Annotated in this window: 27 protein-coding genes, 2 tRNA genes and 1 pseudogene; 6 read left to right on the top strand and 24 right to left on the bottom strand. The window is 60.4% G+C overall.

Going from position 1 to position 26,739, the window contains the following annotated elements:
• Positions 1 to 110: 110 nt before the first annotated feature.
• Positions 111 to 1,325 carry a tRNA 2-thiouridine(34) synthase MnmA gene (mnmA, locus tag M9945_RS14710; protein WP_367945589.1) on the top strand — a complete coding sequence of 405 codons (1,215 nt, stop codon included), beginning with the start codon at positions 111 to 113 and terminating at the stop codon, positions 1,323 to 1,325.
• A gap of 162 nt (positions 1,326 to 1,487) precedes the next feature.
• Here mnmA and M9945_RS14705 read toward each other — a convergent pair whose 3' ends face one another.
• Positions 1,488 to 2,441: a Gfo/Idh/MocA family protein gene (locus tag M9945_RS14705; RefSeq protein ID WP_367945206.1), complete on the bottom strand. Its 954-nt coding sequence runs from the start codon at positions 2,439 to 2,441 to the stop codon at positions 1,488 to 1,490.
• A 211-nt stretch (positions 2,442 to 2,652) separates the two neighbouring features.
• Between M9945_RS14705 and M9945_RS14700 the strand changes: the two genes are divergently transcribed.
• Positions 2,653 to 2,729, top strand: a tRNA-Met gene (locus M9945_RS14700).
• A gap of 26 nt (positions 2,730 to 2,755) precedes the next feature.
• A complete protein-coding gene (locus M9945_RS14695; RefSeq protein ID WP_367928932.1) occupies positions 2,756 to 3,292 on the top strand; it encodes a hypothetical protein in 537 nt (178 codons plus the stop codon).
• A 9-nt stretch (positions 3,293 to 3,301) separates the two neighbouring features.
• Here M9945_RS14695 and M9945_RS14690 read toward each other — a convergent pair.
• The 19 genes and pseudogenes from M9945_RS14690 to M9945_RS14600 form a co-directional block, all read right to left on the bottom strand.
• A pseudogene (locus M9945_RS14690) lies at positions 3,302 to 4,315 on the bottom strand (recombinase family protein); the annotation flags it as partial.
• 357 nt (positions 4,316 to 4,672) lie between these two features.
• Positions 4,673 to 4,975 (bottom strand): hypothetical protein, encoded by a 303-nt coding sequence (locus tag M9945_RS14685; RefSeq protein WP_367928931.1) that lies wholly within the window; start codon positions 4,973 to 4,975, stop codon positions 4,673 to 4,675.
• 174 nt (positions 4,976 to 5,149) lie between these two features.
• Positions 5,150 to 5,428: a hypothetical protein gene (locus tag M9945_RS14680; protein ID WP_367928930.1), complete on the bottom strand. Its 279-nt coding sequence runs from the start codon at positions 5,426 to 5,428 to the stop codon at positions 5,150 to 5,152.
• The gene (locus tag M9945_RS14675; RefSeq protein WP_367928929.1) at positions 5,412 to 5,633 is read right to left on the bottom strand and encodes a hypothetical protein; all 222 of its coding nucleotides are present in this window, start codon (positions 5,631 to 5,633) and stop codon (positions 5,412 to 5,414) included. The genes M9945_RS14680 and M9945_RS14675 overlap by 17 nt, the downstream gene beginning before the upstream one ends.
• 120 nt (positions 5,634 to 5,753) lie before the next feature.
• Positions 5,754 to 5,827, bottom strand: a tRNA-Ser gene (locus M9945_RS14670).
• 374 nt (positions 5,828 to 6,201) lie between these two features.
• Positions 6,202 to 6,963, bottom strand: a complete 762-nt coding sequence (locus M9945_RS14665) for a hypothetical protein (RefSeq protein ID WP_367928928.1) — start codon at positions 6,961 to 6,963, stop codon at positions 6,202 to 6,204.
• A 96-nt stretch (positions 6,964 to 7,059) separates the two neighbouring features.
• Positions 7,060 to 7,254 carry a hypothetical protein gene (locus tag M9945_RS14660; protein ID WP_367928927.1) on the bottom strand — a complete coding sequence of 65 codons (195 nt, stop codon included), beginning with the start codon at positions 7,252 to 7,254 and terminating at the stop codon, positions 7,060 to 7,062.
• A 130-nt stretch (positions 7,255 to 7,384) separates the two neighbouring features.
• A complete protein-coding gene (locus M9945_RS14655; RefSeq protein WP_367928926.1) occupies positions 7,385 to 7,783 on the bottom strand; it encodes a helix-turn-helix transcriptional regulator in 399 nt (132 codons plus the stop codon).
• 95 nt (positions 7,784 to 7,878) lie between these two features.
• Complete coding sequence (locus tag M9945_RS14650; RefSeq protein ID WP_367928925.1) at positions 7,879 to 8,205, bottom strand: hypothetical protein; 327 nt, start codon at positions 8,203 to 8,205, stop codon at positions 7,879 to 7,881.
• A gap of 10 nt (positions 8,206 to 8,215) precedes the next feature.
• Positions 8,216 to 8,467 (bottom strand): hypothetical protein, encoded by a 252-nt coding sequence (locus M9945_RS14645; protein WP_367928924.1) that lies wholly within the window; start codon positions 8,465 to 8,467, stop codon positions 8,216 to 8,218.
• 92 nt (positions 8,468 to 8,559) lie between these two features.
• Positions 8,560 to 8,808: a hypothetical protein gene (locus M9945_RS14640; protein WP_367928923.1), complete on the bottom strand. Its 249-nt coding sequence runs from the start codon at positions 8,806 to 8,808 to the stop codon at positions 8,560 to 8,562.
• Positions 8,805 to 9,227 carry a hypothetical protein gene (locus tag M9945_RS14635; protein WP_367928922.1) on the bottom strand — a complete coding sequence of 141 codons (423 nt, stop codon included), beginning with the start codon at positions 9,225 to 9,227 and terminating at the stop codon, positions 8,805 to 8,807. The genes M9945_RS14640 and M9945_RS14635 overlap by 4 nt, the downstream gene beginning before the upstream one ends.
• Positions 9,227 to 9,598 (bottom strand): hypothetical protein, encoded by a 372-nt coding sequence (locus tag M9945_RS14630; RefSeq protein WP_367928921.1) that lies wholly within the window; start codon positions 9,596 to 9,598, stop codon positions 9,227 to 9,229. The genes M9945_RS14635 and M9945_RS14630 overlap by 1 nt, the downstream gene beginning before the upstream one ends.
• A 265-nt stretch (positions 9,599 to 9,863) precedes the next feature.
• Positions 9,864 to 10,991, bottom strand: coding sequence for a glycine cleavage system aminomethyltransferase GcvT (gene gcvT, locus M9945_RS14625; protein ID WP_367928920.1), 1,128 nt, complete (start codon positions 10,989 to 10,991; stop codon positions 9,864 to 9,866).
• An 84-nt stretch (positions 10,992 to 11,075) separates the two neighbouring features.
• On the bottom strand, positions 11,076 to 13,526 hold the full coding sequence (locus tag M9945_RS14620) for an FAD-dependent oxidoreductase (RefSeq protein WP_367928919.1): 2,451 nt from the start codon (positions 13,524 to 13,526) through the stop codon (positions 11,076 to 11,078).
• A gap of 171 nt (positions 13,527 to 13,697) precedes the next feature.
• Complete coding sequence (locus tag M9945_RS14615) at positions 13,698 to 15,320, bottom strand: ABC transporter ATP-binding protein (protein ID WP_367928983.1); 1,623 nt, start codon at positions 15,318 to 15,320, stop codon at positions 13,698 to 13,700.
• 10 nt (positions 15,321 to 15,330) lie between these two features.
• Complete coding sequence (locus M9945_RS14610; RefSeq protein ID WP_367928918.1) at positions 15,331 to 16,170, bottom strand: ABC transporter permease; 840 nt, start codon at positions 16,168 to 16,170, stop codon at positions 15,331 to 15,333.
• The gene (locus M9945_RS14605; protein ID WP_367928917.1) at positions 16,170 to 17,138 is read right to left on the bottom strand and encodes an ABC transporter permease; all 969 of its coding nucleotides are present in this window, start codon (positions 17,136 to 17,138) and stop codon (positions 16,170 to 16,172) included. The genes M9945_RS14610 and M9945_RS14605 overlap by 1 nt, the downstream gene beginning before the upstream one ends.
• An 85-nt stretch (positions 17,139 to 17,223) precedes the next feature.
• Positions 17,224 to 18,771: an ABC transporter substrate-binding protein gene (locus M9945_RS14600; protein WP_367928916.1), complete on the bottom strand. Its 1,548-nt coding sequence runs from the start codon at positions 18,769 to 18,771 to the stop codon at positions 17,224 to 17,226.
• A gap of 502 nt (positions 18,772 to 19,273) precedes the next feature.
• Here M9945_RS14600 and M9945_RS14595 point away from each other — a divergent pair.
• Both M9945_RS14595 and M9945_RS14590 read left to right on the top strand, forming a co-directional pair.
• Positions 19,274 to 20,053 (top strand): cupin domain-containing protein, encoded by a 780-nt coding sequence (locus M9945_RS14595; RefSeq protein WP_367945205.1) that lies wholly within the window; start codon positions 19,274 to 19,276, stop codon positions 20,051 to 20,053.
• A gap of 62 nt (positions 20,054 to 20,115) precedes the next feature.
• Positions 20,116 to 20,715, top strand: coding sequence for a dimethylsulfonioproprionate lyase family protein (locus M9945_RS14590; RefSeq protein WP_367928914.1), 600 nt, complete (start codon positions 20,116 to 20,118; stop codon positions 20,713 to 20,715).
• A gap of 139 nt (positions 20,716 to 20,854) precedes the next feature.
• On the opposite strand, the gene M9945_RS14585 is transcribed toward M9945_RS14590, so the two are convergent.
• The 4 genes from M9945_RS14585 to M9945_RS14570 all read right to left on the bottom strand — a co-directional run bounded on the left by M9945_RS14585 (position 20,855) and on the right by M9945_RS14570 (position 25,590).
• Positions 20,855 to 21,796 (bottom strand): bifunctional methylenetetrahydrofolate dehydrogenase/methenyltetrahydrofolate cyclohydrolase, encoded by a 942-nt coding sequence (locus M9945_RS14585; protein ID WP_367928913.1) that lies wholly within the window; start codon positions 21,794 to 21,796, stop codon positions 20,855 to 20,857.
• Positions 21,797 to 21,799: 3 nt separating this feature from the next.
• Positions 21,800 to 22,690 carry a formyltetrahydrofolate deformylase gene (gene purU / locus M9945_RS14580; protein WP_367928912.1) on the bottom strand — a complete coding sequence of 297 codons (891 nt, stop codon included), beginning with the start codon at positions 22,688 to 22,690 and terminating at the stop codon, positions 21,800 to 21,802.
• Positions 22,691 to 22,827: 137 nt separating this feature from the next.
• Positions 22,828 to 24,306 (bottom strand): NAD-dependent succinate-semialdehyde dehydrogenase, encoded by a 1,479-nt coding sequence (locus tag M9945_RS14575; RefSeq protein ID WP_367928911.1) that lies wholly within the window; start codon positions 24,304 to 24,306, stop codon positions 22,828 to 22,830.
• A gap of 3 nt (positions 24,307 to 24,309) precedes the next feature.
• Entirely contained in the window at positions 24,310 to 25,590 is a 1,281-nt protein-coding gene (locus M9945_RS14570; RefSeq protein ID WP_367945204.1) for a 4-aminobutyrate--2-oxoglutarate transaminase, read from the bottom strand.
• Positions 25,591 to 25,725: 135 nt separating this feature from the next.
• On the opposite strand from M9945_RS14570, the gene M9945_RS14565 reads away from it, so the two are divergent.
• Positions 25,726 to 26,565, top strand: a complete 840-nt coding sequence (locus M9945_RS14565; protein WP_367945588.1) for a MerR family transcriptional regulator — start codon at positions 25,726 to 25,728, stop codon at positions 26,563 to 26,565.
• Positions 26,566 to 26,739 lie beyond the last annotated feature (174 nt).

Here is a 26,739-nt window from a genome sequence, read left to right as displayed (position 1 = left end):
GATTATCCCGGCCCGCAAGGAAAGCGGAAGGCAACCCCGAAGCATGCGCCGGCCGGCGCAGCGGCAGCCCGACCGCCGGAGCAACGACAATGCCAGCGGACTCCCCCGCCCTGAACAGCCTCGACCTTTCCGGCCTGCCGCAGGACACGCGCGTCGTCGTCGCGATGTCGGGCGGGGTCGATTCCTCCGTCGTCGCCGGCCTCCTGAAGCGCGAGGGCTACGACGTGGTCGGCGTGACGCTCCAGCTCTACGACCATGGCGCCAGCGTCCATCGCGCCGGCTCCTGCTGCGCCGGGCAGGACATCGACGACGCCCGCCGCGTCGCCGAGACGCTGGGCATCCCGCATTACGTGCTCGACTACGAGGAGCGGTTCCGCAAGGCGGTCATCGACCCGTTCGCCGAAAGCTACGTCGCCGGCGAGACGCCGATCCCCTGCGTCGCCTGCAACCAGACGGTCAAGTTCGCCGACCTGCTCGAGACCGCGCGCGAGCTCGGCGCCGACGCGCTCGCCACCGGCCACTACATCCGCTCGCGCGTCAATGGTACCGCCGGGGGTGCCACCGGGCGCGCCCACCGCGCGCTCTACCGGCCCGTCGACGCCGACCGCGACCAGAGCTATTTCCTGTTCGCCACCACGCAGGAGCAGATCGACTTCCTGCGCTTCCCGCTCGGCGGCCTGTCGAAGCCGCAGGTGCGCGAGGCGGCCGAGGCGATGGGGCTCATCGTCGCCGCCAAGCAGGACAGCCAGGACATCTGCTTCGTGCCGCAGGGCAAGTATTCCGACATCATCGCCCGGCTGAAGCCGACGGCCGCCGCGCCGGGCGAAATCGTCCATATCGACGGCCGGGTGCTCGGCCGCCACGAAGGCATCGTGCGCTACACGATCGGCCAGCGGCGCGGCATCGGCATCGCCTCCGGCGAGCCGCTCTATGTCGTGCATCTCGACGCCGAGCGGGCGCGCGTCGTCGTCGGCCCGCGCGAGGCGCTGGAGACGCACAAGGTGTTCCTGCGCGACATGAACTGGCTGGGCGACGGCCCGTTGGACGCGCTGCCGCCGGAAGGGCTCGACGTCTTCGCCCGGGTGCGCTCCTCGCGCCCGCCGCGCCCGGCGACGCTCCACCACGAGGCGAGCACCGTCTGGGTCGAACTCGCCGACGGCGAGACCGGCGTCGCCCCCGGCCAGGCCTGCGTGCTCTACAGCGACGACGGCGACGAGGCGCGGGTGCTCGGCGGCGGCTTCATCAGCCGCTCCGAGCGCAGCGCCGAGGCCGAAGCGATGCTGTCGCGGCTCGCCGCATCGGCGAGCGCCCGTCGCAGCGCCTGATTTTTCGACCTTCGCCGACGGCTTCGGAACGCCGGCCGCGGTCTTTTGCGAACCGGAAACGGTTCAAGCGACGGCATTCTGGCGAATGCCGTCCTCGTCGCTCTATCTGTTCGATTTGACTGTTCCATGCGGCGCCGGACGTCCTGCCAGCCGCAAAGTGCGTCAGTCGTGGATGACGGTTCCGGCAGTCAGGATGCGCAGCACGCCGATCGCTTCCTCGCCATCCGTGCGCGGGTGGGCGCGCGTGCGGATGCAGTCGATGAAATGCTCCAGCTCGCGCGTCAGCGGCATGCCGGACGCCACCGGCACGTAGGACGGCTCGTTGGCCGTGAACGCCCAATGGCCGCTGTCCTGCCAGACCGCATGGCGGTAGACGGCGAGCTTGCGCTCCCACGGCTCGACATCGTCGAACACCGCCATCGCCCGCGTGCCGACCACGGTCAGCCGCCGCTCGCGATAGGGATTGAGGCGCGAGGTGAACAGATGGCTGCGCAGCCCGCCGGGAAAGCGCATGTGCAGATGCGCGAAGTCGCTGAGATGGTCGAGCAGCGCCGCGCCCTCGCCGCGGATCTCGACCGGCGCCACCCCGGTGATCGCGAGGATCATCGACAAATCGTGCGGCGCCAGATCCCACAGCGCGTCGTTCTCGGTGTGGAACTTGCCGAGGCCGAGACGATGGGAATGGATGTACTTGACCGTGCCCAGCTCGCCGTCGTCGATCAGCTGCTTCAGCTGCTCGAAGGCGGGGTGGAAGCGCAGGACGTGGCCGACCATGAACACCCGGCCGTTGGCCGCGGCCGCGGCCACCGCGCGCTCGGCATCGGCGACGTTGAGCGCGATCGGCTTCTCGACCAGCACGTCCTTGCCGGCCTCGACGGCGCGGATCGCCGACGCGGCATGGAACTGCGGCGGCAGCGCCATGACGATGGCGTCGACGTCCTCGCGCCCGAACAATTCATCCGGGTCGATGGCAAGGCAATCCTGTTCGCTGGCGAAGCCTTCGGCGCGCGCGGCATTGGCGTCCGAAACGGCATAGAGCGCGCCCAGGGATTTGAGGGTGCGGATGTGGTTCGAGCCCCAATAGCCGCATCCAAGGACAGCGATACGCGGTTTCATGAACAGTTTGACCGAAAGACCTAGCGGGAGAGACATAATCGTGCGCCGGAGCGAACTCAACCCCGCAACGCCCGAAAACGACACGCCCGGAAAGACCTGGTCGCAATTGCCCCGGATGCTTGACAGCCGGACCGGAGCCACCGTATATCCGCGCGACCTTCGGTCAGGGCCAGCCGTCGTCGCGACATGCCAGCGACATCCTGACCACTGGGGCGGAGTAGCTCAGTCGGTTAGAGCAGAGGAATCATAATCCTTGTGTCGGCGGTTCGAATCCGTCCTCCGCTACCATCTATATTAATTCTCGCGGCAGCCTCTTGACATTGGCCAAGCATGGTCGCGAGGTCCCCCTTGATTTCGATGGTGTAGCGAACGCCAGCCGCCCGATCTCCGGGCGTTATGACCACCTGGCTGATAATTTCACGGATCGCCTGGGCGGCCTCGAGATCGCCCTCCTGCACCGTCGTCCCGATCGCCTTCGCCAAGTGCGCAATCTGGCGGTCGTAGAACTTCAGCGAAGCCGGAATAAGCTCGATGACGTTCTGAGCGGGGGGCGCATCCACCAGCTTCTCTTCGATCTCGCGCTTTTCCTTCGACAACTCGGCCGCGCGCTGCAAATTGAATTCATCGTGGCCAATGCCCTGACTGAACCGCGCGGCGTAGCGTCGACCCTCGGCAATGACGTCGGCCAGACGCTTTTCCAACGCGCTCCGCTGGCGATTGCGCGCACGTTCAAGCCGCTGGCGCTCTTCGTGGTATTGACGCAGGTATTCCGACAGGACGTCCGGCTCCTTCAGCTCCTTGCGCAGGTGGCCGAGCACGGCATCCTCGATCTCGTCGACATAGTAGCTTGAGGGGTTTTCGCAGGAGCCAGCCTGCGTGTAGCCGGTGCAGCGTATCCGGGTGCGCTTCGACTTGTCACCGCCATAGGCGCTCATGCCCCCTCCGCACGACCCGCACTTGAGCAGGCCGGACAGGAGGCGCTTCGGCCGGCGCTGCTCGTAGAACGGCTTCATCGAGTGCGCCGTCTCCTCCTTGCGGGCCTGCACCTTCGCGAACAGCGCCTCGTCAACGATGCGAAGATCGGGGCGGTCGACGAACTCCCACTGGTCGGGCGGGTTAACCCGGCTCACGCGCTTCCCTGTGCTTGGGTCCTTGATCATGCGGACGCGGTTCCAGACGATCTTGCCCCCGTAGATCGGGTTGCGGAGGATGCCGTTGCCCCTGGATGCGTTGCCGTTGAGCGTCGTCGACGACCAGACAGTCCCGCGCGGGGGCGCGACGCCCCGATGGTTCAGCTCCTTCGCGATCGCGCGCGGGGACTTGCCGCCGGCAAACTCGCGGTAGATCTTTCGGATGACTTCGGCCTCGTCCTCCTGGATGAGCAACTCGCCCTTCTTCATCGGGTTCGGTCGATAGCCATAAGCCCTACCGCCGGCCGAGAGCCCGCTCTTGACGCGGCCAGCAAGACCGCGGCGGACCTTGTGGGCGTTGTCCTCGCGGAACATCTGGCCCACGAGCCCGCGCAGGCCGACGAGGACGGTGTTTACCTCGCCATCATGGACGGCGATCAGGCGGATACCGAGGAACTGGAGGCGCTTGTGGATGCCCGCGAGGTCTTCCATGTCGCGCGACAGACGGTCCAGCGCCTCGACAATGATGACGTCGAACTTCTTGTTCGTCGCGTCGGAGAGCATTTGCTGCAGGCCATCGCGCCCGAAGATGGAGCCGCCGCTTTTCGCCCGATCCTCATAGCATCCGACGACCTGATAGCCTTCACGGTCAGCAAATGACCTGCACAAGACAATCTGGTCTTCAATCGAACGATCACTCTGAAGTTCAGTGGAAAAACGCGCGTAGACAGCAGCCTTAGACATTGGTTCCATCGCCCTCGGGGTATAGGGCAGCATGATCGCGTCTAGCAGCCTGACGTGCAAGAGTCCTTGCGATGCTCAGCGCGATTTCTCGTAAGGGACGATCTACTTCTGCGACGGGCTGCTTCTTGCGAGCGGGTCCACGCTCCGCGATCGGAGCGATTGGAGCAACGTCGGTCGGCCTGCTCGCCTTCTTTCGGATCACAATCGGCATGGCATCCTGCGGAAAGATGCTCCTCCGATCAGTGGAAATGAAACTACCCTGACGCGGAGAGGCTGGACGTCGATCTGTCTCGGATGAGCACCAACGATCAACGTATTTTGCAATTGATTGCAAAATATACAGCGATACAGCAACCGTCAAGGAACCTGCTTTCCGGTCTCCCGCGCCCATTTGGCGTTCATGCAGTTTTCGGCCTTGCCGTGGCATGGGAATGCATAGGAGTGGCCACAGAGATCGCAGCTCGTCGGGTCGGGCGGCCTCATCGTGTTCGATTTGGCAGCCCATAATTCCTCGATAGACGAAGCGATGGGCAAGTCTCTCCAGGAGACGGGGCGCTCCGGCACGGCCGGCTCAATCGAGCGCGGAGCCACAAGCTCGTCGGGCTCCACCACTCTGGCGGGCGCCTTGGTCGACGCCTTCTTCTTGATAACGATGGCCACCCGGCCCTCCCTGCGCTTGAATTGATGCGAGAGACGGGGCGCGCACCGGGATAGAACCGGCGCTCCCGGCGCTATCGGCCAACTAGCAGCTCCCCGGCCTTGTCGGATCATCGCTGCGGAGGTTCAGGATTCCCTCCCTAACCTAGTGGCCCCGTCTCTCGATCCCCGAAGGGATCAGTAGCCGACAGCGGCAAGCTGTTCAGGCTGGTACTTATCGGGTTCGACTTCCTGGATCTTGATCTCGAAAGCCCGGCCGGCCGCGTGATAGACGACCGTCGACGGATCGTCCTTCACGACGCCGAGGTCGCCCTTCGTCTTTGCCTTGTAGATGTTGGCGCGGGTATTCGCCTTGGCGACACCCAGCTCCTCGAGCGGATTGTGGTTCCGGCACTTGCGCCCAAACCATTGGGCGAGCTTCTCGGTGTCCGTACCGCCATTACGCAGTTTCGGCATGTTCTTCTCCTTCGTCTTTGATTTCCTCGGTCTCGCCTTCCATCAACTGATAGTCGTCGAACTCAGCGACACCGTCTTCTTCCCACGCGCCTTCGTAGAAGCGATCCATAGCGATCACATCAGCCTCTTCGGCGGTTTCGGCCTCAACGGTAGTGGCGTATTTGGCCCATGCATCGTGGCCTTTAACGACTCGGAACTTCGGCACCTGGACCCTCCTTGGTTGGGCCTCATGATCTTAGGTAATTTGCAATCAATTGCAAATTAATTGCCGTCGTTTCGTGGACACAATGCGGGCGATGATGGCATTCCGCACCATCACCGCCCTTTTGATGTGCGGGGATCGAACCCGCGACCGATTGGTTTCAAGCCAATTGCTCTTCCAACTGAGCTACCATCTAGTCCGTTTCGGCTCCGGCTGTCCGTCGGTCTCTTACTGACGTGATCACCAACTCTACCACTGAGTTACACCCCATCATCTGATCCAATCGTGGGTGATTGGGTGGGGTGGCGGGACTCGAACCCGCGACTGGCGATATCTAACGACCTTCGCTACCTTCTGCCGTCGCATCTGTGCTCAAACTGAGGGGCACAAGACTGACCAGGATACTGACCTCCGGCTAACCGCTCGAAAGCGGGGCCGGCTTTTAGACTGACAACAATACTAACCCCTATGGGTCCTTGGTGAGGCGGCCAGAAAGGCTCGGCCTCGAAACAGCTGCGACGGGTGATCCTGAGCGGGGGGGCTGGGGCGGACCACCCGTCGCAATCCCGGCTTAGGCGCCGAGAAGGTAATCCTTGATCTTCTGGCCGACCTGGATCTTGTCGACCTCGACCGTGTTGGCCATCTGGCGAGCCTTCTTGACCGCATTCATCAGCTTGTCGACCCGCGCCAGCACTTCGGCTTTCTTGGCCGGCGTCCACATGCCTGAGACATGCGTGGTTTCGATCTTGGCGACCGGGACGTCGACCGTCCATTTCTCGATCTGGGCCGGATGCTTGTCGGTGGCGGCCGCGAGCACCTTGAACTGCGTGTCCTTCTCGGTGCGCTTCGATACCTGCGGGGTCGAGCGGTAGACACCTTCGCCGGCATTCTGGTCTTCCTCCCAGATCAGCGACGGGTCGAGCGTGGGGGCCGTGAGGATCGTCTGGTGGACGCTCTTCAGGCGGTTTTCCAGGCCGAGCAGGAAGGTGGCCGGAAGATCGGTGCCGATGACTTCGCCGTCGATGACGAGGTCGATCTTGGCGCGCTGGTTTGCTTCCTCCTTCTGGAGGAGCGCGTCGTAGAGACGAGCGACGTGATCGAGCGTGAATTCGAGCTTGTCGTCGACCGTCGTGACCAGCTTCTTCTCCTCGCGTTCGTTCTCCTGGACGCGGGCCTCGTTGAAGTAGGTCACCGCTTTGACGTGACCGCGGAAGTGGTCGGGCTTCTTCGCAAACGTCGTGACCGTTTCCTCAAGGACCGCCTTCGCGGTGTTGGTCAGGTCAGCTTCGACGGCCAACAGGGCATGCAATTGCGTGGGTTTCTTCTCGGCCATCGTCACCCTCCTTGGTGTAAACTGGCGCTGTTTTGAATGTCCCCACGGTACGGTTTATGCAGCCAATTGCAAGATTATTTTGCAATCAATTGCAGTTTATGCCGAGAAAACCTCCTGGGACGATATGTCAATGACCTCGACGGCCAGACCCGCCTCTGCGAGCATGGCGTTTGCCATTTCAACGTCCGGCGTAAGAGCATCGCGCAACTCGTGATCGAAGAAATCCTCTGTTGCCTTCAGCGATAGCGTGACAACAAACTGGACTGTTATGGTTCTGCCATCATCGGACACGACAAGCCTCCTGGCCCTTGCTGGGTCTGCGTGACTCGGGCGGTAAAAAATCTTCCGAAAACAAACGATTATATCACTCTGCAAGCTCATAGCGTTCATGTCGAGTTTGCATGTGTTCAATATGAAACGCTCAGGGGTAGAGCGCATAAATCGTCTTGGACAGCTTTGTCGCGGCAGCCTTGAGACGTACTGCGACCTCGGGATTGTCAACATAGGAAAGACGAACAACCTTTCGGTTTCCGACCTGCTCAAACCTTACCTGACCCAGCTTTTCCAACCGCCTCAGTGCCCGCCAGGCTGTCGATCTCGAAGCCCCGGTGTAACCGGCTATGTCAGACACTGACAATTCCTTGCCATCGCCTTGTCCGACTACAATCGCCAATCCCACGACGAAGTCGAAACAATGCCGGCTCAAATCTGACGTTACGCCTTGGACAGCCTGGGTTTCCCGTAAAAAATCGAGCATCGCCCTGCCGAACAATCCACGTCTTTGCGCGTCTGTAAGCTCTTCCAGTTTCTCCCCCGCCATGCGGACAATATATGCCGATCCGTGTCGATTCCGAATGGGCCACCAGTAGGCATCGAACAGGGCATGAAGTTGCAATCAAATGCAAAATGAATTGATCAACAAGTTTTGAACTCGCCGACCTCATCTGCATCCTCGATGCTGATGCCCGCGGCGCGAAGCTCTCGGCCGAAGCGGGCGATCATTGCCCGGACCTTGGCGCGCAATTCACCGCTGGCTACAAGCTCCTCCACAAGCAGTTTGGGAACGTCGGCATGCACCCACTCGAGATGGCCTTCGAATGGTCCCGCGTAGACCCGGAGCTTGCATTTTCCGACACCCTGATCTGGCCGGGCCGGTGAGAGCGTTTCGTATAGCTTGAGCAGCTCCTCACGTTGCTGGATCTTGCCCGCCAGGTCGACCGCAGCTTGCCGAGTGAAATTCACCGCACGATCCTCAGCGCTTTATCTTCACAGGCTTCAGTTCGTAGCCGAGCATCCGGTAGGCCATCTGGACCGACACGCTTTGCGGGTGGCGGACCTTACGGCTCTGCCAATTGTTCAGCGTCGATGTAGAAAGGCCGCTGACATTTGCCTTGGCGAAGGTGCTGCGCTTATCGCTATTCAGCGCCTCCAAGAGGTCGTCGAGCATAGGGTCGACGTCGGGTTTCAGGGGACGATCTGCTGACCAGTTAGGTTTCTTGCTCATGGTGCCCTCCTTGGCTTCCCTGATCGTGGTCGGATGCCAATAATTTGCAATTGACTGCAAGATCGTCAAGCAGAAACACTGTCCGCAGCCAACTAAGCCTGCTCGTCCTCCTCCATGTCAGCCGGAACCAGTTCGTCGAACGTCCATTCTCGGCCGGCCTCATCGAGATAGACGATTTGTCCATCCCTCCGCACCGTCTTCTGAGCGTTCCAAAATACCTCGGTTCCGCCTTGGTATTCCGGGGTGCCATCGTCGTTGATGCCGATGATCTCCGCCCGGCCGATCAGGGTCTCGAGTGTTCCTAGAATCTCGCTCCCATCGGGTGACAGGTAGGTTTTCATTCGGCCTCCTCCGGGAACTCCTTCGCATAGGTCTTGTCAGCGCAGTCCGGGCACTCGCCGTCGTAGCCGTCACCATAGGGATCGTATTTTTCCCCGCAGGTACGGCAGTTGTTTGCGTCTCCGCGATCGGCATCGTCGATGTCTGTAATTCCGATCTGCTCATTCGTCACCCACACCCAGGCATGCACCCAAGCACCTGGATCGGCGCCGAGAGAGACGATCGCGTCGTCATCAACCTCCAGTTCATCATTGGTCTCGACGGCGTTGCGATATGCGGCGTCCAGCGGGTTCTCGGCCTCATTCGCTTGGATTTTCGCGATGATGGCAGCACCATGATCGACTGCCGGCCCGTCGCCTATGGCTGAAGCCAAGGCGAACTTGATAATCGCGATCTCCTTGTCGTCGAGATTGAGCCACATCAGATCAGCTCCGCCTTGCGAGAGCTGCCGGCCGCGGCCCTGACAGCCTGAAGGGCTTGTTCGGGTGTGTTGGCGTCCGCGATACTGAACTTCAAGCTCATCTCGTCCTTCACATGACCGACGCCATAGGACAGTGCCGCTGGAATACCGTTGGCGAGCACGCAGCTCACCTGGCCGCCTTCCTTGATGATGTAGGCGATATTGCCCAGCTGATCGGTGCAGCGGATTCGGATGAGCGCCCCTTCCAGCTCCGCGCTGGCGGCAACCAGATCCTCGACCAGTTGAGCGCGTTCCGCGCCTGTCTCGCTATCGGGGTCTTCGATAACGGCGGCCGCCCGCGTGAGCAGAGCGGCTAGGTCCTTTCGTTTCATGTCATCACCTCATTCGATCTCCTTTCCCTATTCTTGCTGAAGGTCGTAGAATTGCAATTGATTGCAATTCTGGCTTGTGAGAGTGACATCTATTGCTGGTGGGTCAACCGTCGCCTCTTCCGCGCGGGATATCCGACCCACCAACCATTCCGGCCGAAACAGCGTTGAGTTTCGCAACGCCCCATAGACCGGCTTGTCGCAAGATGAGGCATTGGCGGCACTAGCCAACTGGTCTGAACGCCTATGCCCTTCTCGCGATGCAAGCCTACTGGCGTGCCTTTGATCCTTGAGGATCGTATATTGGCTTCAGCCACACCCGTACCCCTGTACGGGTTGCGTCGATCGAGACGATCTCCAGTTCCCTCTGGTCTGTCGCGAACGGAGTTTCAACGTAACCCATCGCCAGACTTCGCCCGACGAGATGGCCGGTGGCCGCCGACGTCACCGCACCGATCTTACGCCCCTCGGAAACAATGGAATCACCAATTGCAAAGGACGGCTTAGTGTCCTCCGCAGCAAGAAGAACGAGCAGGCGTTCTGTTCCGTTTTCTTTCTGCTCTTGCAGAACCGGTTTCCCTATGAAATCGCCCTTGCTCTTACGCAATGTCCATCCGAGACCAGCCTCGATCGGGGTCGTGGTCTCGTTGATATCGAGCCCGTAGAGAGGATATCTTTTCTCCATCCGCAATGTCGCGAGAGCGCCCAGGCCGCACGGGCGGATGTCGAATTTCGCTCCGGCCTCTAGGACGCTGTCCCATATGTGGCAGGCATATTCGGAGGGATAGAAAATCTCGTATCCGCGTTCACCCGAGTAGCCGGTTCTGGAAATGATCGTATCCGGCACGCCAGCAAACACCCCGGACGTAAACCGGAAATAACCCAGCGCCTCGCCATCGACATCCGTGTCCGTCAGGCTTGAAACAACCTCGTGGGATTTCGGTCCCTGGATCGACAGATAGGCGTCCCTATAGCCGAGGTTGACAATCGAGACATCATCGGTTTCCCGCTGCTGGTGAAGCCAGGCGAGCACGGCGGTGACGCGCGCGGGTGTTGGGGCGAGTCGATAGTCCCGCTCCGAAAAGCAAAAGACCGTGAGATCGTCGATCATGCCGCCAGCGGCATTGCAGATCGAGGAATAGCGGATGTCTCCCGGTTTCATCGAGAGAATGTCGTTGACGCAAAGCCTATCAAGGAATCGGACAGCATCCTGACCAATAATCGCGATCATGACCTGATAGTAGACGTCGAAAATTCCCACTCCTGAACGAGTAGCCAGATGCTCTTCACGGATCGAGCCATAGTGGTAGGGTGCGGAAAAGCCGATGCGATCGACGAACTCCGCACCGAGGGCCTGTTGCCTTGAAAAATATGGTGATTGGCGCATCGAAGGCATGTTGTCCTACCTCTCCCTATTTCTAGGCCAGAATTTTTGGATATCTTGGCCTGTCTTCTTTGTATGTGTGTTGATTTGATCTGATCAGTTGCGGACTCTGGCGTTGGCCGGGTCGTACCAGGCGCCAAACTGGATCTCGATTGGATATCGCTTCATCGCGATCTCCACTTCCCATTGGCCCGACGCCAGCCACTCCCTGGTCACGCCGCCTTCATTCGCGACATAGCCGAGCCCAAGCGACGCCTCGACACGATGGCCGTAAGCGCCGGAGGTGATCGCGCCGACGATCCCGCCGTTCCGCAAGATCGGTTCCTGGTGGTAGAGCATCGGAGCGTTCGGACCGCCCGCCAGCTTGATCTGGACGAGCCTGCGTCGGATCGGCCCTTCGGCTCTCTGCCGAAGCAGCGCCTCGCGACCGAGAAAACCGCCTTGCTTGTCGACTGCGACGGCAAAGCCGAGCCCAGCCTGATAGGGTGTATCTTCCTCGCCGATGTCATGTCCCCAGTGGCGGTAGCCCTTCTCCATGCGCAGCGAGTTCAGCGCGAAGAAGCCGGCAGGCGCCAATCCAAGGTCCTGCCCGGCCGCCGCTATCTCGTCGTATACATGGGCGGCGACCTCCGTCTCGGCATAGATCTCGAAGCCCAGCTCGCCGACGAACGTCAACCGGCTGGCGCGCACCCGGGCATAGCCGAGATCGATTTCGCGGCTTGTTCCGAAGGGAAGCGCCTCGTTGCTGAAATCGTCGGGTGAAACACGCGCCATGAGTTCGCGTACCCTTGGTCCCATCAGCGCCAGCATCGACAGGCCGGAGGTGACATCCGTAATGAAGACGCGGGCGCCGTCGGGAACGTGGCGCTTGAACCATGCGAGATCGCGGCGCTGGGAGGCGGCGACGGTCACGACCATGAACCGGTCGGCGGCAAGCCGTGTGACCGTGACGTCCGCCTCGATGCCGCCGTTCTCGTTGAGCCATTGCGTGTATACGACGCGCCCCGGCTCCACATCGCATTCGTTCGCGCAGATCCAGTTGAGCGTTGCAAGCGCGTCAGGCCCCTCGACGAGGTACTTCACGAAGCAGGAGTGATCGAAGATGGCTACGTTCTCGGCGGTGTTGCGGCATTCCGCGGCCACATTGCCGAACCAGCTCGGCCGGCCGTAGGAGTATTCGACGCTTGAGGGCTCCCCTCCAGTCTTGAAGAAGCCGGGGCGCTCCCAGCCGGCCGTCTCGGTCATCCAGGCACCCGCTGCCAGCAGCCGGTCGTGGAAAGGCGACCGCCGGACGCCGCGCGCGGTGGTGAATTGCCGATTCGGCCAGTGCATATCGAAGTTCAGACCGAGGGACTCGACCGTTCGGTCCCGAAGATACCGGCGGTTGCGCTGGAAACTCTGGGTCCGGCGCACATCGACGTCGATCAGTTCCACCGGAGGGCGGCCATCATGGATCCACGCCGCAAGCGCTTTGCCCACCCCCCCGGACGAGAGAATCCCTATCGAATTGAACCCCGTCGCACAGAACAATCCTGCAACCTCGGGCGTCTCGCCGAGGAGGTAGCGATTGTCGGCCGTGAAGCTCTCCGGTCCGTTGAAGAACAACTGCATGCCCGCGTGCTCGAGGAGCGGCACCCGGTGCGTCGCCGCTTCCAGATGCGGCGCGATGTGCTCGATGTCTTCGGGCAGCGTGTCGAAGCAGAAGTTCTCGGATATGCCGTTCTGCCCCCACGGCTTAGCCGCAGGCTCGAAAAAGCCCACCAGCAGCTTTCCGGCATCTTCCTTGTAGTAGGTCCACTCGTCGCTCATGAAAAGAACAGGCAAGTCCCGGGGGAGGTTCGGGATCGCCTCGGTGACGACATAGAAGTGCTCCGCAGCATGAAGCGGCAGCGTCACGCCGACTTGCGCAGCCAGATCACGCGACCACATGCCTCCGCAGACGATGACATGCTTCGCCCTGATCTCGCCCTGGTCGGTGAGCACGCCAGTCGCGCGCCCGTTCTCAACCAGAATGCGGGTGACGGGAAGGTTCTCGATGATGCGCGCACCACCCATGCGCGCCCCCTTCGCGTAGGCCATAGTTACATCGGCCGGATTGACCTGTCCGTCCTGGGGAAACCAGAATCCGCCGACGATACCTTCCGTGCTGATAGGCGACCACCGCTCTCTGATCTCGCCTGGTGTTACCGCCTCCACCGGTAGTCCAAAAGTGCGCCCCATAGATGCGCCGCGCGCCAGCTCTTCGTACCGTGCTTCATTCGTGGCAACGCGAAGCGAGCCGGTGCGGCGGAACCCTGTGGCCTGCCCCGTTTCCTCTTCTATGCGACCAAACAACTCCCCGGTGTATTGCGCCAATTCGGTCATGCGGCGCGTCGCGCGCAGTTGGGTAACGAGACCAGCCGCGTGCCAGGTCGTTCCGCTCGTCAGTTGGCGCCGCTCGCACAGCACCACATCAGTGATGCCGATCTTGGTCAGATGATAGGCGATAGAGCAGCCGGCAATTCCACCGCCTATTATTACGACATCGACGCTTGAAGGGATTTCCATGTATATTTGCCTTTGCAATTTTGCGTCCGAACCACTCAAATGAAGGGCTCAGAAACTCGGCCGTCTGACTTACCTGTCAATAGATAGCTTCTTGATAGAAGCACATTGACATCCACAGTATGCAATTCTTGCAAAGAGAAGATACTGTTAGTGCCACCGATGTTATGGAATCTATCCTCCTTCAATCGCAATCAATTGCTTTTCTCGCCCAGGAATGGCGTCGATCAATGCTTGTGTGTATGCGTTCTGCGGCCTGTTGAAGATGTCCCACGCGGAGCCCAACTCAACGATCTGCCCCTTCTGCATCACAGCGATACGGTCGCAAATCTTGGCGGCGACGCGGAGATCATGCGTGATGAAAACGAGTGACAGATGGAGGCGCTTCTTCAGGTCATCGAGCAGGTCAAGCACCTGCGCCTGTATGGAGACGTCAAGTGCAGAAACTGCTTCGTCAGCGATGATTATCTCGGGCTCCAAAGCGAGAGCCCGCGCAATACCGATACGTTGACGCTGGCCTCCGGAGAATTCGTGCGGATAACGGTGCATCGTAGAGGCTTCGAGCCCGACCATCTCCAGCAGCTTGGCTGCATTGGCATACGCGCTGCTTGCAGGTAGCCCATGCGCTATCGGACCCTCAGCGACGATTCGACCGACGCGCGTGCGAGGGTTGAGCGACGAGTAGGGATCCTGAAAGATCATCTGGATGCGCTTACGCTCGGTGCGCAGCTTCTCGCCCTTCAAGCTCGCCATATCGACACCTGAAAGCCGAACGGTGCCGGTGTCGGCTTCCATCAACCTCACAAGACACCGGCCGACGCTCGACTTCCCTGAGCCGGACTCACCCACGATGCCTAGCGTTTCTCCCTGCGCGAGATTGAAAGACACATCCTTCACGGCCTCCACCACACGGGGCTTGCGAAAGGGCGATGCCCTCGTGACATAGGTCTTGTTCAGCCCCTCGACAGAAAGTAGTGGAGCGCCCCTGTGGGGTTCACGGCGACCCGCGGCGGCGGTCGGAATCGCAGCGAGAAGCCTCTTCGTATAGTCGTGCGTGGGTCTCATCAGCACGTCGTCAACCGCGCCGGCTTCAACGATGCGGCCATGCTGCATCACCGTGACACGGTCGGCGATCTCCGCGACAACACCGAAATCGTGGGTGATGAACATCACCGCCATCCCCCGATCCCGTTGAAGTCTTCGGATGAGTTGCAGGATCTGCGCCTGTGTCGTGACATCCAGCGCAGTCGTCGGCTCGTCGGCGATCAGGACCTCCGGTTCGAGCGCCAGAGCCATTGCGATCATGACACGCTGGCGCTGTCCGCCCGAGAGTTGGAAAGGGTAGGCGCGCGCAGCCAGTTCCGGATCGGGGATCCCCACCTCACGCAACAGGTCCAGGGCGCGCGCAGCACGCTCCCGTTTGCCCAGGAGACCATGTGCCTCGAAGACTTCGGAAATCTGGTCGGCGACCCGCATCAACGGGCTCAGCGCCGTCATGGGTTCCTGAAAGATCATGGCGATGCGCTTGCCACGCAACGCGCGAAGCTCGCTCGGCGACTTCTTCAGGAGGTCCTCGTCGCCCAGCGTGATCGATCCTGCAACCGGACGAACCAGTTCGGGAAGCAACCCCATCAAGGCGTTGGCTGATATCGACTTGCCCGACCCAGACTCGCCGACGACGCAGAGAATCTCGCCCGCATGCAACTCGAAACTCACGTTCTCGACTGCGTATGGGCGATCGGCTCCAGGGGGTAGTTCAACGGTGAGGCCGTCGATACGTGCGACAGGTTTCGTCATCATAGCCCGCCTACTCCCCCCGCCGGGACAGGCGTGGGTTGAGTGCGTCGTTCAAGCCTTCGCCGATGAGGTTCAACGCCAACACCGTGAGGAGGATCGCGACCCCGGGAAAAAAGGACAGCCACCAAGCCTGCCGGATAACGGTCCGGGCGGCGCCGATCATGTAGCCCCACGACATCATGTTCGGGTCGCCCAACCCCAGAAACGAAAGCGAGGACTCGAGCAGGATTGCCGTCGCCACCATGAGAGACGCCAGCACGATTATCGGAGAGAGCGTGTTGGGCAGAATCTGGCGCCAGATGATGGTCGAGTGGGTCTGCCCGGACAGTATCGCCGCCTCGACATATTCGCGCGAGCGCAGCGAAAGGACTTCCCCGCGGACGAGGCGCGCAACGGGCGGCCAACTCACGATCGCGATCGCGCCGACGATGGAATAGATGCTCGGCTGGAAGATCGCGACGAGCACGATCGCCAGCGCGAAGCTCGGAACCGTCTGGAAGAACTCGGTGAAGCGCATGAGGCCATCGTCCACCATGCCGCCGAAATAGCCGGCCAACGCACCGATCGGAATGCCGATCACCAAGGCGACGATTGTCGATACGAGGCCGATCAGCAGGGAAATCTGCGCTCCATAGGCGAGACCCGCAATGACGTTTCGACCGAGCGTGTCGGTGCCGAGCGGATAGGCCCTCATTTCGAACGGCGGCAGGAAGGGGCGCTGCACCATTCGCCACGGAGAGTCGGGAAAAATCAGCGGCGCGGTTAGTGCCACCAGAATGACGAAGGCAAGAACGACGAGCCCTATGACGGCTCCGTAGTTGCGACGGTATCGTCTCCAGAAATCAGCCATCACGCTGCTCGGATCCTGGGATCAACGACACGGTAGAGGATGTCGGTAATCAGATTGAAGAAAAGCACCATGGCGGCAGAGACGAAGAAGACGCCGAGCAGGACGTTGTAATCTCGTTGCGTCAGCGCCTCGAACATCAACCGGCCAATACCTGGCCAGGCGAATACGGTTTCCGTCAGGACCGCGCCACCGACGAGCTGTCCGGCCTGCAGCCCCGCCAGCGTCACCACTGGAAGCATGGCGTTTCGGAAGACGTGACGGCGCTGGATTAATCCGGGTTTGAGCCCCTTGGCGTGAGCCGTCTTGACGAAGTCCTGTTGGGCAACTTCCAACATCGATGCGCGCGTCATGCGCACATAGACGGCGGTGAAGAAGAGCCCCAGGGTCGTCGCCGGCAGGATCAAATGGCGGCCGATGTCGAGCGCCCGGTCGAGCCCGGTATATCTCCCACCAACGGTTTCGTAGCCGAAGCCCGGCAGCCACTCCAGGTAGACAGAAAAAACCAGCACGGCCATCAAGGCGACCCAGAAGAGTGGCGTTGCATAGAAAAAGAGAGCGGCGGTTGAGATCACAGTGTCGGACCACTTTCGAACGCGCGCGGCGGCGAGCGCACCCGCCAGCGTTCCGACCGTCAGGGCAATTATGAATGCCGTTGTGGTCAGGAGCAGCGTCGCCGGGAGTCGTTGCAGGATCAGGTCCATGACCGGCATCTGCTGGCGATAGGAAAAGCCCAGGTCGAACTGAAGGATGCCGCCTAGATAGATGCCAAGCTGTTGAAGCAGCGGACGATCAAGGCCGAAGCGTTCGCGCAGTTGCTCGATGTAGAGGGCGTCAGCAGCTCCCGCCTCGCCGGCCAGGACAAACACAGGGTCACCCGGTGCGGCGTGTATCAGCAGGAAATTCAGCGTCAGGATCGCAATCAGGACCACCGCAGCCTTCAACAGCCGCGAAGCAACGAAAAGAAGCATGCACTATCTCACCTGGTTCCGTACGGCAGCATCGAGCGCAACCCCAGGGCGAGAGCACAGACGCACCCTCGCCCTGGAGGCATGCCTATTTCTCGATATAGGCGTTCTTGAAGCCGTCGTTGACGCCCACTGCGGTCGTAATCAGATCCTTGATATTGCAGCGATAAATCGTCGGAAGGCCAAGCTCCAGAAGCCAGGCGACGGGGACTTCGTCGACAATCTTCTGCTGCGCTTCGGTGTAGAGCTTCTGGCGTTCTTCCGGTGTCACCGCAACCGCCGCAGCATTGAACAGGCGGTCGACTTCCTCGTTCACCCAACCCTGAACATTGTTGTAGGGATTGCCCTTTGCGATGTTCGTCGAGAGATAGTTGCGCGAGACGCCAAGCGCGGGATCGCCATACTGGAACAGATATGTGAAAGCGATCTCATAGTCCCATTCGGACAGTCTCTGGTTCCAGCCGGCGACGTCGGTAGATTCGATTTCGACGCGAATGCCGACCTCTTCCAGATTCTGCTTCACGGCCTCGGCCCAGCGCGTCCATACTTCTCCGTATGGCATCGCGAGCATTCGTATCGGCCTGCCGTCGTAGCCGACTTCCTTCAGCAGTTGACGTGCCTTCTCCGGATCGTAGTCGTACTTGGTGACATCGTCGCTGTAGAAGCGAGTCGACGAGGAAATCGGCCCGGTCGCCAGCTTACCAAGGCCGTTCCACAGCGCCTGGTGAGAGAACTCGCGATCGATGGCATGCATGATCGCCTTGCGGAACCGCACGTCCGATATCGGATCGATACGGTTGTTGAGCCATAGCCACGAATGGGGACCAAAGAACTCCCAGCCCTTGTCGGTAACACAGCTATTTGCAAGCTCGGTCAAACGCTTGACGTCAAAATTTTCGATCGATCCACCCGGCAGGATGTCGATTACTCCCGTCTCGTACGCAACCGAGCGCGCGGCCGCGTCGGGAATGACGTGCCAGTAGATCTCATCGAGATAGGGCTTGCCCTCCTCGTAGTACTGCTCATTCTTGGTCAGGAGAACGTGCGATCCACGGACCCATTCGGTGAATTTGAAGGGACCGGTGCCGATGGGAGTGTTGTTGGCGGGGTTGTTTCGGAAATCCGTGCCTTCATAGATGTGTTTGGGGATCATCGGCATCGTTCCAGCCTCGAACATGCCGATGAACGGACCAAAAGGCTGATTCAGCTTGAAGACGACGGTGTGCGCATCCGGCGCAGTGATCGATTCCACATATTGGAGTGCGCTCCTCACCCGAGCGTGGGTCTCACGAAGAAACACGTCCACCGAGAACACCACGTCTTCGGACGTGAAGTCCTTGCCGTCATGCCATTTGACGCCTTCGTTGAGCTGGAATGTATAGGTCAGGCCGTCCTCGGAAATGTTCCACGTATGCGCAAGCTGCGGCATGGGGCGAAGGTCAGTGTCGTAGCGCAGCAGGCTTTCGTAGATGTTCCCCGCGATCATCTGCGTCGGCTGGTTCTGGAGCAAGCCGACCATCAGGCCCGGCGGCTCCGGCTGGATGACGACGTTGGCGCGACCGCCGTAGACGGGGTCGGCGAGCGCAGAAGTCGATAGCAGCAACGCCGCTGAAAAGATGGTGGTTCCTATCCTCATGTTCGTCCTCCGGTTTGACCCGTCCTGGGTCGTTGAAATCGAAACTTGACGCACATTCCGCAAATCGAGGCAGCCAGCCGGCATAGCTAACCGGCGGGAACCGAGATCAGGCGACCCGGGCTCACAGCAATTCAGGTGTTGGCTCCCAGCTCGAGATGCGCTTCTCAGCTTGGATAAAAGCTACAAAAATATAGCTTTGAGGGGATGTCAAGGCACTTTCGAACGCGCTATTGTCGTTACGACGAAAGTGATGCGAGGACGGAAACGGTTGCCATCCCTGCGGCGCAGTGCTTCATATGCCGCCGCTGGATGAAAGCTCACGGCACGCTTCATGATGAAAATTTGTAGGTCAGATTGAAGTAACCAAAAGCCGTCGGAAAGCTGTATTTTGAAGTATTTGTGGCTGGACGTGAGGCCGTTTCGAATGACGCATGATAGGACCCGGAAGGCGCCTACCGCGAAGACGCAGAAGGCATCTACCGCCGATGATCGAACCCCGGCCTTGAAAATCTCTGATGTCGCCCGATTAGCCGACGTGTCCGTTTCGACCATCCGTGTGTGGGAACAGAAAGGATTGCTGCAACCCACCTATAGCCCCACCGGGAGGCGGCTGTACAAGCATGCCGACGTGGAGACAGCGGTCTCGATCAAACGCATGCGCAGTCGAAAGAAGATGCCGATAGCCCAGATCGCCACGTCGCTGCCGGCGCCCGGAAATGTCGAGCCTGTCTCTGGCATCGATGGAATCGGCCGCTTATTGCGCGAGATGCGTACCGCACGGCGACTGACACAGCGCGAGGTTGCAAGCGCCATCGGGCTCACTGCAAACCAACTTGCATCGATTGAGCGTACGTCGATTGGCCTAGACGTTCCGGCGCTGAAGCGGATTGCGACCTTTTTCGGCGTGACACTGAACGAAATCATGGGGGTGGACACAAGTCGAAGCGGGCAGGAGATCGTGATGCGGGACCGCGGGGTACTGCTGCCTCGCCTCGGCGTCGGCGTCCAGATCGAGCGGCTAGGTTCCGGCGTCGATGTCATGGATTGCCAGCGATGGACGCTGGAACCCGGCGTTCAAAGCAATGGCGCATACCGGCACTCCGGCGAAGAGTTCATTGTCGTTACATCCGGAACCTTCGAGATCACCCTTGATGACAATAGGGTCCATGTGCTGACGAAGGGGGATAGCATCTACTTCAATAGCAGTACGCCGCACTCGTGGAGAAGCCTGGGACCCGGATCGGCCGAGTTGATCTGGGTCTGCGTCGGCGATTCATTCTAGCCAGTTTAACACATTGCCAGTCGGACTAAGGCAAGCCGGCTGCGACAAATTTGGAGGCGCAGATGACGCATCAGTCCAAGGATTTGCAGGATTTTATAGACCACACCTTCAACTGCATACGAGCAGACCCGAACGTCGCGCAGTCGACCATCGCTGTTGTCTCACGCATATCAGCGGCGTTGAAGACACCAGCAGAACGCACGAACGAACTGGAACCCAGGCAACTACCTGTCTGCCGTTTTATCGATGCAGCATTGGAAACCGCACGCAGGAAATCGGCTGGGCTGGCGAAAGTCGCCGATGCGTTTGAGCATCTTCGACCATCGTTGACATGGACGCAGCGTGCGAGCAGCAACGAGTCAGCCCCCGAGTTTTGGGATGGCCACGCGAATGCTATCCTAGTCGGACCGACTGGCTTGGAGGTCCGGGACGATGTGTGGATCGGCATGACATTGATGGCTCCAAACATCCGCTACCCTGACCATCAGCATGCCCCCGAGGAAGCCTATCTCGCGCTTTCCGCGGGCGAGTGGTGGCGAGAAGGAGAAGAGTGGTTTTCGCCTGGTGTGGGCGGAACGCTCTACAACTCTCCAAACATCTTCCACGCCATGCGCTCCGGTTCCGATCCCTTCCTTGCCATATGGTGCTTGCCACTTAGATGACTGTCACGGCCCCCGAGTCGACCGGCAGCCTAATGCCGGTCGACTGAATTCCAGGTCGACGGCTTTTCCCCTTGGCGCTTGCCCGAAATAGCGAGGCGATTCGCCATCACACATCATATCTCGTCAACCTGGGCAGGGCTTAGGACGGCGTTACACACGGGCCTCGATCACACAAGAGCGTGTCGAAATCTGCGATCTCCAGCCCGGACGCGATCCAGGCGGCTTTTGCCGTATTCGCCATCAGCATCGCAATAGTCATCGGGCCAACGCCACCTGGAACAGGTGTGATGGCGCCTGCCCATTCTGACGCCTCTGCATAGGCCACATCACCCACAATCCGCGTCTTCCCTTGCCCCTTGTCTGGGGCCGATACACGGTTAATGCCGACGTCGATTACGGTTGCTCCTGGTTTGATCCAGTCACCCCTGACCATTTCTGGCCGACCAACGGCTGCGACGAGAATATCGGCGGCGCGGCAGATCGCTGCTAGGTCCTTGGTCCGGCTGTGAGCGACGGTAACCGTAGCATGGGCGGCTAGAAGCAGGTTCGCGATTGGTTTGCCAACGATGTTCGAGCGACCGAGCACCACAGCCGACAGGCCGGATAGATCACGGCCGCGTGCTCCCTCAAGAAGTATCATGCAGCCTGCCGGCGTACAGGGTACGAACGCACTCGCAATCTCACCGGTTCCGAGCTTGCCCACGTTGACGAAGGTGAAACCGTCGACGTCCTTCTCCGGGGCAATCGCCTGCAGGATGCGGCCCGAATCGATGTGGGGCGGCAGCGGGAGTTGCACCAGGATGCCGTGAACCCTCGGATCGGCGTTGAGAATGCCGATGAGGGTGAGCAGGTCGACTTCGCTGCTCTCTGTCGAGAGATCATGCTGGACCGAATGGAATCCGCATTCTTTCGCCATCCTCGACTTCGAGGCGACATAGACCTTGCTTGCGGGGTCCTCGCCCACGATGACCACCGCGATGCCGGGAACAGTTCCGGTCTCGTGCTGCAGTACTCCTGTCGCAGATTTCACCTGCTCTATGACCGATTGAGCCGCAGCCTTCCCGTCGATGAGTTTTGACATCGTTCACCCCATCCGCTCGGAAGCGTACGAGCCGGGGCTTGCCGGAAATACGACGGTACGATTTCCATTGATAAAGATCCGATGATGGATATGAGCATGGATGGCGCGTGCGAGAACCTGGCTTTCCACATCACGGCCAATCGAGATGTAATCCTCGGCCGATTGAGCATGGGATATCCGGGCCACGTCCTGCTCGATGATCGGGCCTTCATCCAGATCGGCGGTGACGTAGTGGGCAGTTGCGCCAATCAGCTTGACGCCGCGCTCGAACGCCTGCTTGTACGGATTTGCTCCTTTGAAGCTCGGCAAGAAGGAGTGGTGGATATTGATGATCCGCCCCGACATCTTCCGACAGAGGTCATCGGAAAGCACCTGCATATAGCGGGCGAGAACTATGAGGTCCGTGCCTGTTTGCTCGATCAACTCGGCAAGCGCGGCTTCCGCCTTTGACTTGTTCTCTTTCGTCACCTTGATGTGATGATACGGGATATCGTGGTTCACGACGACTTTCTGGTAGTCGAAATGGTTCGATACCACCCCGACAATATCGATGGGCAACGCCCCGATCTTCCAGCGATAGAGAAGATCATTCAGACAATGGCCGAATCGCGACACCATGATCAACACCTTCATGCGATGTGTTTCATCGTGCATCTCGGTGATCATCCCGAAAGTTTCCGCTATTTCGGAGAACCCTTCCTCGAGCTCCGTGCGGTTGCGGCCTTCCTCGGAAAGGAAACTGATCCGCATAAAAAACATGCCGGATTCGAGGTCATCAAATTGCGAGCTATCAACGATGTTGCAACCCATTCCGGCCAAATAGCCGGAAATGGCAGCGACTATTCCTCTCCTAGATTTGCACGCGACTGTTAGTACGATGGTGCCTGTTGCCATCTCGTTGTTCCCTTTATTGAGATTTGATCTTTGGGTAATAAATCATGGTGGGGACATTCGTGCCGCCGAGCGCTCAAAATACGAGCGATTTCGCAGCAGGCGACACAAGAACATCGTTTATGGAGGTTGTTTTATGCCTATATACTCAAGCAGAGATATTTCATCTCGACATAGTCATCGATGCCGTACTTGGAGCCTTCGCGCCCCTGGCCCGACTGCTTGACGCCGCCGAAGGGCGCAACCTCGGTTGAGATCAGGCCGGTGTTGATACCGACCATGCCGTATTCGAGCGCCTCGGCCACGCGGAAGATGCGCGACACGTCCCTTGCGTAGAAATAGGAAGCCAGGCCGAACTCGGTGTCGTTGGCCATGGCGATCAGCTCCTCCTCGGTGTCGAAGCTGAACAGGGGCGCGACCGGCCCGAAGGTCTCCTCGCGGGCGACCTTCATGTCGGTCGTCACGCCGGTCAGGATGGTCGGCTGGAAGAACAGGCCGCCTCTGGCGTCCGGCTTGCCGCCGAGCGCCACCGTCGCGCCTTTCGACACGGCATCGCCGATATGCTCCTCGACCTTGGCGAGCGCTTTCCTGTCGATCAGCGGCCCGGCATTGACGCCGTCCTCGAAGCCGTCGCCGACCTTAATTGCGCTGACCTTCATGGCCAGCTTCCCGGCGAAGGCGTCATAGACGCCCGACTGGACATAGATGCGGTTGGCGCATACGCAGGTCTGGCCGTTGTTGCGGTATTTCGAAACCATCGCGCCTTCGACGGCCGCATCGAGATCGGCGTCGTCGAACACGATGAAGGGCGCGTTGCCGCCGAGCTCGAGGCCCAGCTTCATGATCTGGTCCGCGCCCTGCCGCATCAGGATGCGGCCGACCTCGGTTGAGCCGGTGAAGGTCAGCTTGCGCACCTTGTCGTTCTCGGTGAACTCCTTGCCGACAGCAGGCGAATCCTTCGATAGCACCACGTTGAAGACGCCCGCCGGCAGGCCAGCACGCTCCGCCAGCAAGGCCAGCGATAGCGCCGAGAGCGGCGTTTCCGCCGCCGGCTTGGAGATCATGGCGCAGCCGGCCGCAACCGCCGGCGCGAACTTGCGCGCCAGCATGGCGTTGGGGAAGTTCCACGGCGTGATCGCCGCGACGACGCCGACCGGCTGCCGGATTACGATGATGCGCTTGTCGGCCTGGTGGCCGGGAATCGTGTCGCCATAGACGCGCTTGGCCTCTTCGCCGAACCACTCGACATAGGCCGCGCCGTAGAGGATCTCACCTTTGGCCTCCGCCAGCGGCTTGCCCATCTCCATGGTTAGGATCGCGGCCAGATCGTCGGCATTGGCGACCATCAGGTCGTAGAGCCTGCGCAGCAAGGCGGCGCGTTCCTTGCCGGTCTTCTTCGCCCATGCCTTCTGGGCGATGTAGGCTGCGTCGACGGCGCGCGCGGCCTCCGCCCGGTTCATGTCCGGCAGCACCGCGATGACCTCTCCGGTAGAGGGATTGGTCACCTCGAAGGTCTTGCCGCTGTCGCTGGCGGCCACCCATTCTCCGGCGATCAGAGCCTTGTCGATGGCGAGCGACGGGTCCTTGAGCCTGGACAGGAGCTTGTCGGAGATCGTCATGGATCAGGCGTCCTTCGCGCAGTCGCGCAGCGTCTCTTCCAGAATATCGAGCGCTTCGCCGAACACCTCGTTCTGGATGGTGATGGGAGCGAGGAAGCGGATGACGTTGCCATAGACGCCGCAGGTCAGCAGGATCAGCCCCCTGGCCAGAGCCTGCTCACGCACCCTGTTCGCAAAGTCGGGGTTGGGTGTCTTGCTCCCGGGTAAATTGAACTCCACGGCGTTCATGAAGCCGGGGCCGCGGATGTCGGCGATCTGCGGAACGGCGCCGACAAGTGACTGGAGGCGCTGCTTCAGCCTTGCCCCGAGCCGCTCGGCGCGGTCGCACAGTCCTTCTTCCTCGATGATGTCGAGCACGGCGTTGCCGGCCGCGATGCCGATCGGGCTGCCGCCATAGGTGCCACCGAGGCCGCCCGATCCGGGCGCATCCATCAGTTCGGCGCGGCCAGTGACGGCGGCGATCGGGAAGCCGCCGCCGAGCCCCTTGGCCATGGTGGTGAGATCGGCGACGACGCCATAGTGCTCCATGGCAAACAGCTTGCCGGTGCGCGCGAAGCCGGTTTGCACCTCGTCGGCGATGAGCAGGATGCTGTGCCTGTCGGCGATCTCGCGCAGCCTGGTCATGAAAGCCTTCGGCACCTCGTAGAAGCCCCCTTCGCCCTGCACCGGCTCAACGATGAAGGCAGCTACCCGATTGGGGTCGACATCAGCCTTGAACAGCTTGTCCAACACGCCGAGCGAATCCTCGACGCCGGTGCCATGCAGCTCGACCGGGAACGGCACGTGGAACACGTCGGGCATCATCGCCCCGAAGCCGGCCTTGTAGGGCTGCACCTTGCCCGTCAGCGTCATGCCCATGAAGGTGCGACCGTGGAAGGCGCCGGTGAAGGCAACGACCGCTGAACGGTTCGTGGCGGCGCGCGCGATCTTCACCGCGTTCTCCACCGCTTCGGCGCCGGTGGTAACGAAGACCGTCTTCTTCCTGAAGTCGCCCGGCACCACCTTGTTCAGGCGCTCGGCAAGCAGCACATAGTTCTCGTAGGGCACGACCTGATGGCAGGTGTGAGTGAACCGGTCGAGCTGATCCTTTACCGCCGCAATCACCTTGGGGTGGCGATGGCCGGTGTTCACCACGGCGATACCGGCCGCGAAGTCGATGTAGCGCCGGCCCTCGACATCCCAGATCTCAGCGTTCTCGGCCCTTTCGGCGTAGACTTGCGTGGTGACGCCCACGCCGCGCGAGATGGCGTCCGAACGGCGGACCGCGATGGCTGTATTCGACATGGTTTCCCTCTCCGGATGGACGAATGGATGCGAAAATGCGTGACGTAGCTCCGCCACAAACTATCTGCATTTTTTCAGTAGAGTTGCAAGCGGGTCAGCCGGCGTTATTCAGTGGAAGGTGTTATCAGCCGCGATATGGAATACAGGCCATTGAACGATCCCAGTTTCAAGATTGCCGAAGCAGCCCGCACAGTGGGCGTTTCTCCCTCAACCCTGCGGCTATGGGAGACGCAGGGCCTGATCGAACCAATCCGCACACCATCCGGTCAGAGACTCTACGATCAATCGCTGATCGACCGCCTCAAGGCGATCGTCTGGCTGCGGAATCAGGAGGGTCTGAATCCGGCGGCTATCCGTCAAAGGCTGTCGGAGCAGCCGCTTGGCGCCTGGGAAATCGCTGGAAAATCCGACAACACCAAAATCGCATCCGACATTCCATTCGGCTCGAAAATCCGCAGGCTCCGCCGAGATGCCGGCATGACACTAAACAAAGTTGCGCGAGCAACCGGCGTTTCAGTCTCCTTGCTCTCAACTTTTGAGCGAACATCGCAAGGTCTGTCGCTGACAGCGCTACACGCGGTAGCGAAACACCTGGGTACGACTATTGCATCCCTGAGCGGTCAACAGGACGAAGCGTCAGGAGAATCGCTGGTTCGTGACGGCCAGTGGAAGGCTTGGCCGCCGAGTTCGTCAGGCGTGACGGTCCATGTCCTAGCCGAGGGCCAGAACCGCATGGAATGCCATCGCTTCGTGTTAGCGCCCGGAGCATCGAGCGAAGGGGCTTATCAGCACGAAGGCGAGGAGTTCATTCATGTGCTCGCCGGGAGCGTCGAAGTTGTACTCGACGGCGACCGCTTTGTAGAACTTGGCGTAGGCGACTCGTTCTATTTCGAGAGCCGCCGACCCCACAGTTGGCGAAATAGCTTTCCTGGCGAAACGATCCTTATTTGGATCAACACCCCGCCAACCTTCTGAACGCGGTACGCAATCGCGTTCGGCCGGAAAGTTGCGACCGCTTCCTGGAGGCGATAGCGCTATTGGCTCACTGGGCCTGCCAAGTAAGGTCGAGTTGATTGGCCTCGACCTGATGAAGGGGAGATCAATCTTGCAATTGACTGCAAACTTTACGCTGTTGGGACCGTTGCACCG

This window comes from Aquamicrobium sp. (assembly GCF_023954335.1).
GTDB lineage: Bacteria > Pseudomonadota > Alphaproteobacteria > Rhizobiales > Rhizobiaceae > Aerobium.
Note: the sequence above shows the minus strand (reverse complement) of the source record. Positions and strands in the feature narration are given on the sequence as shown.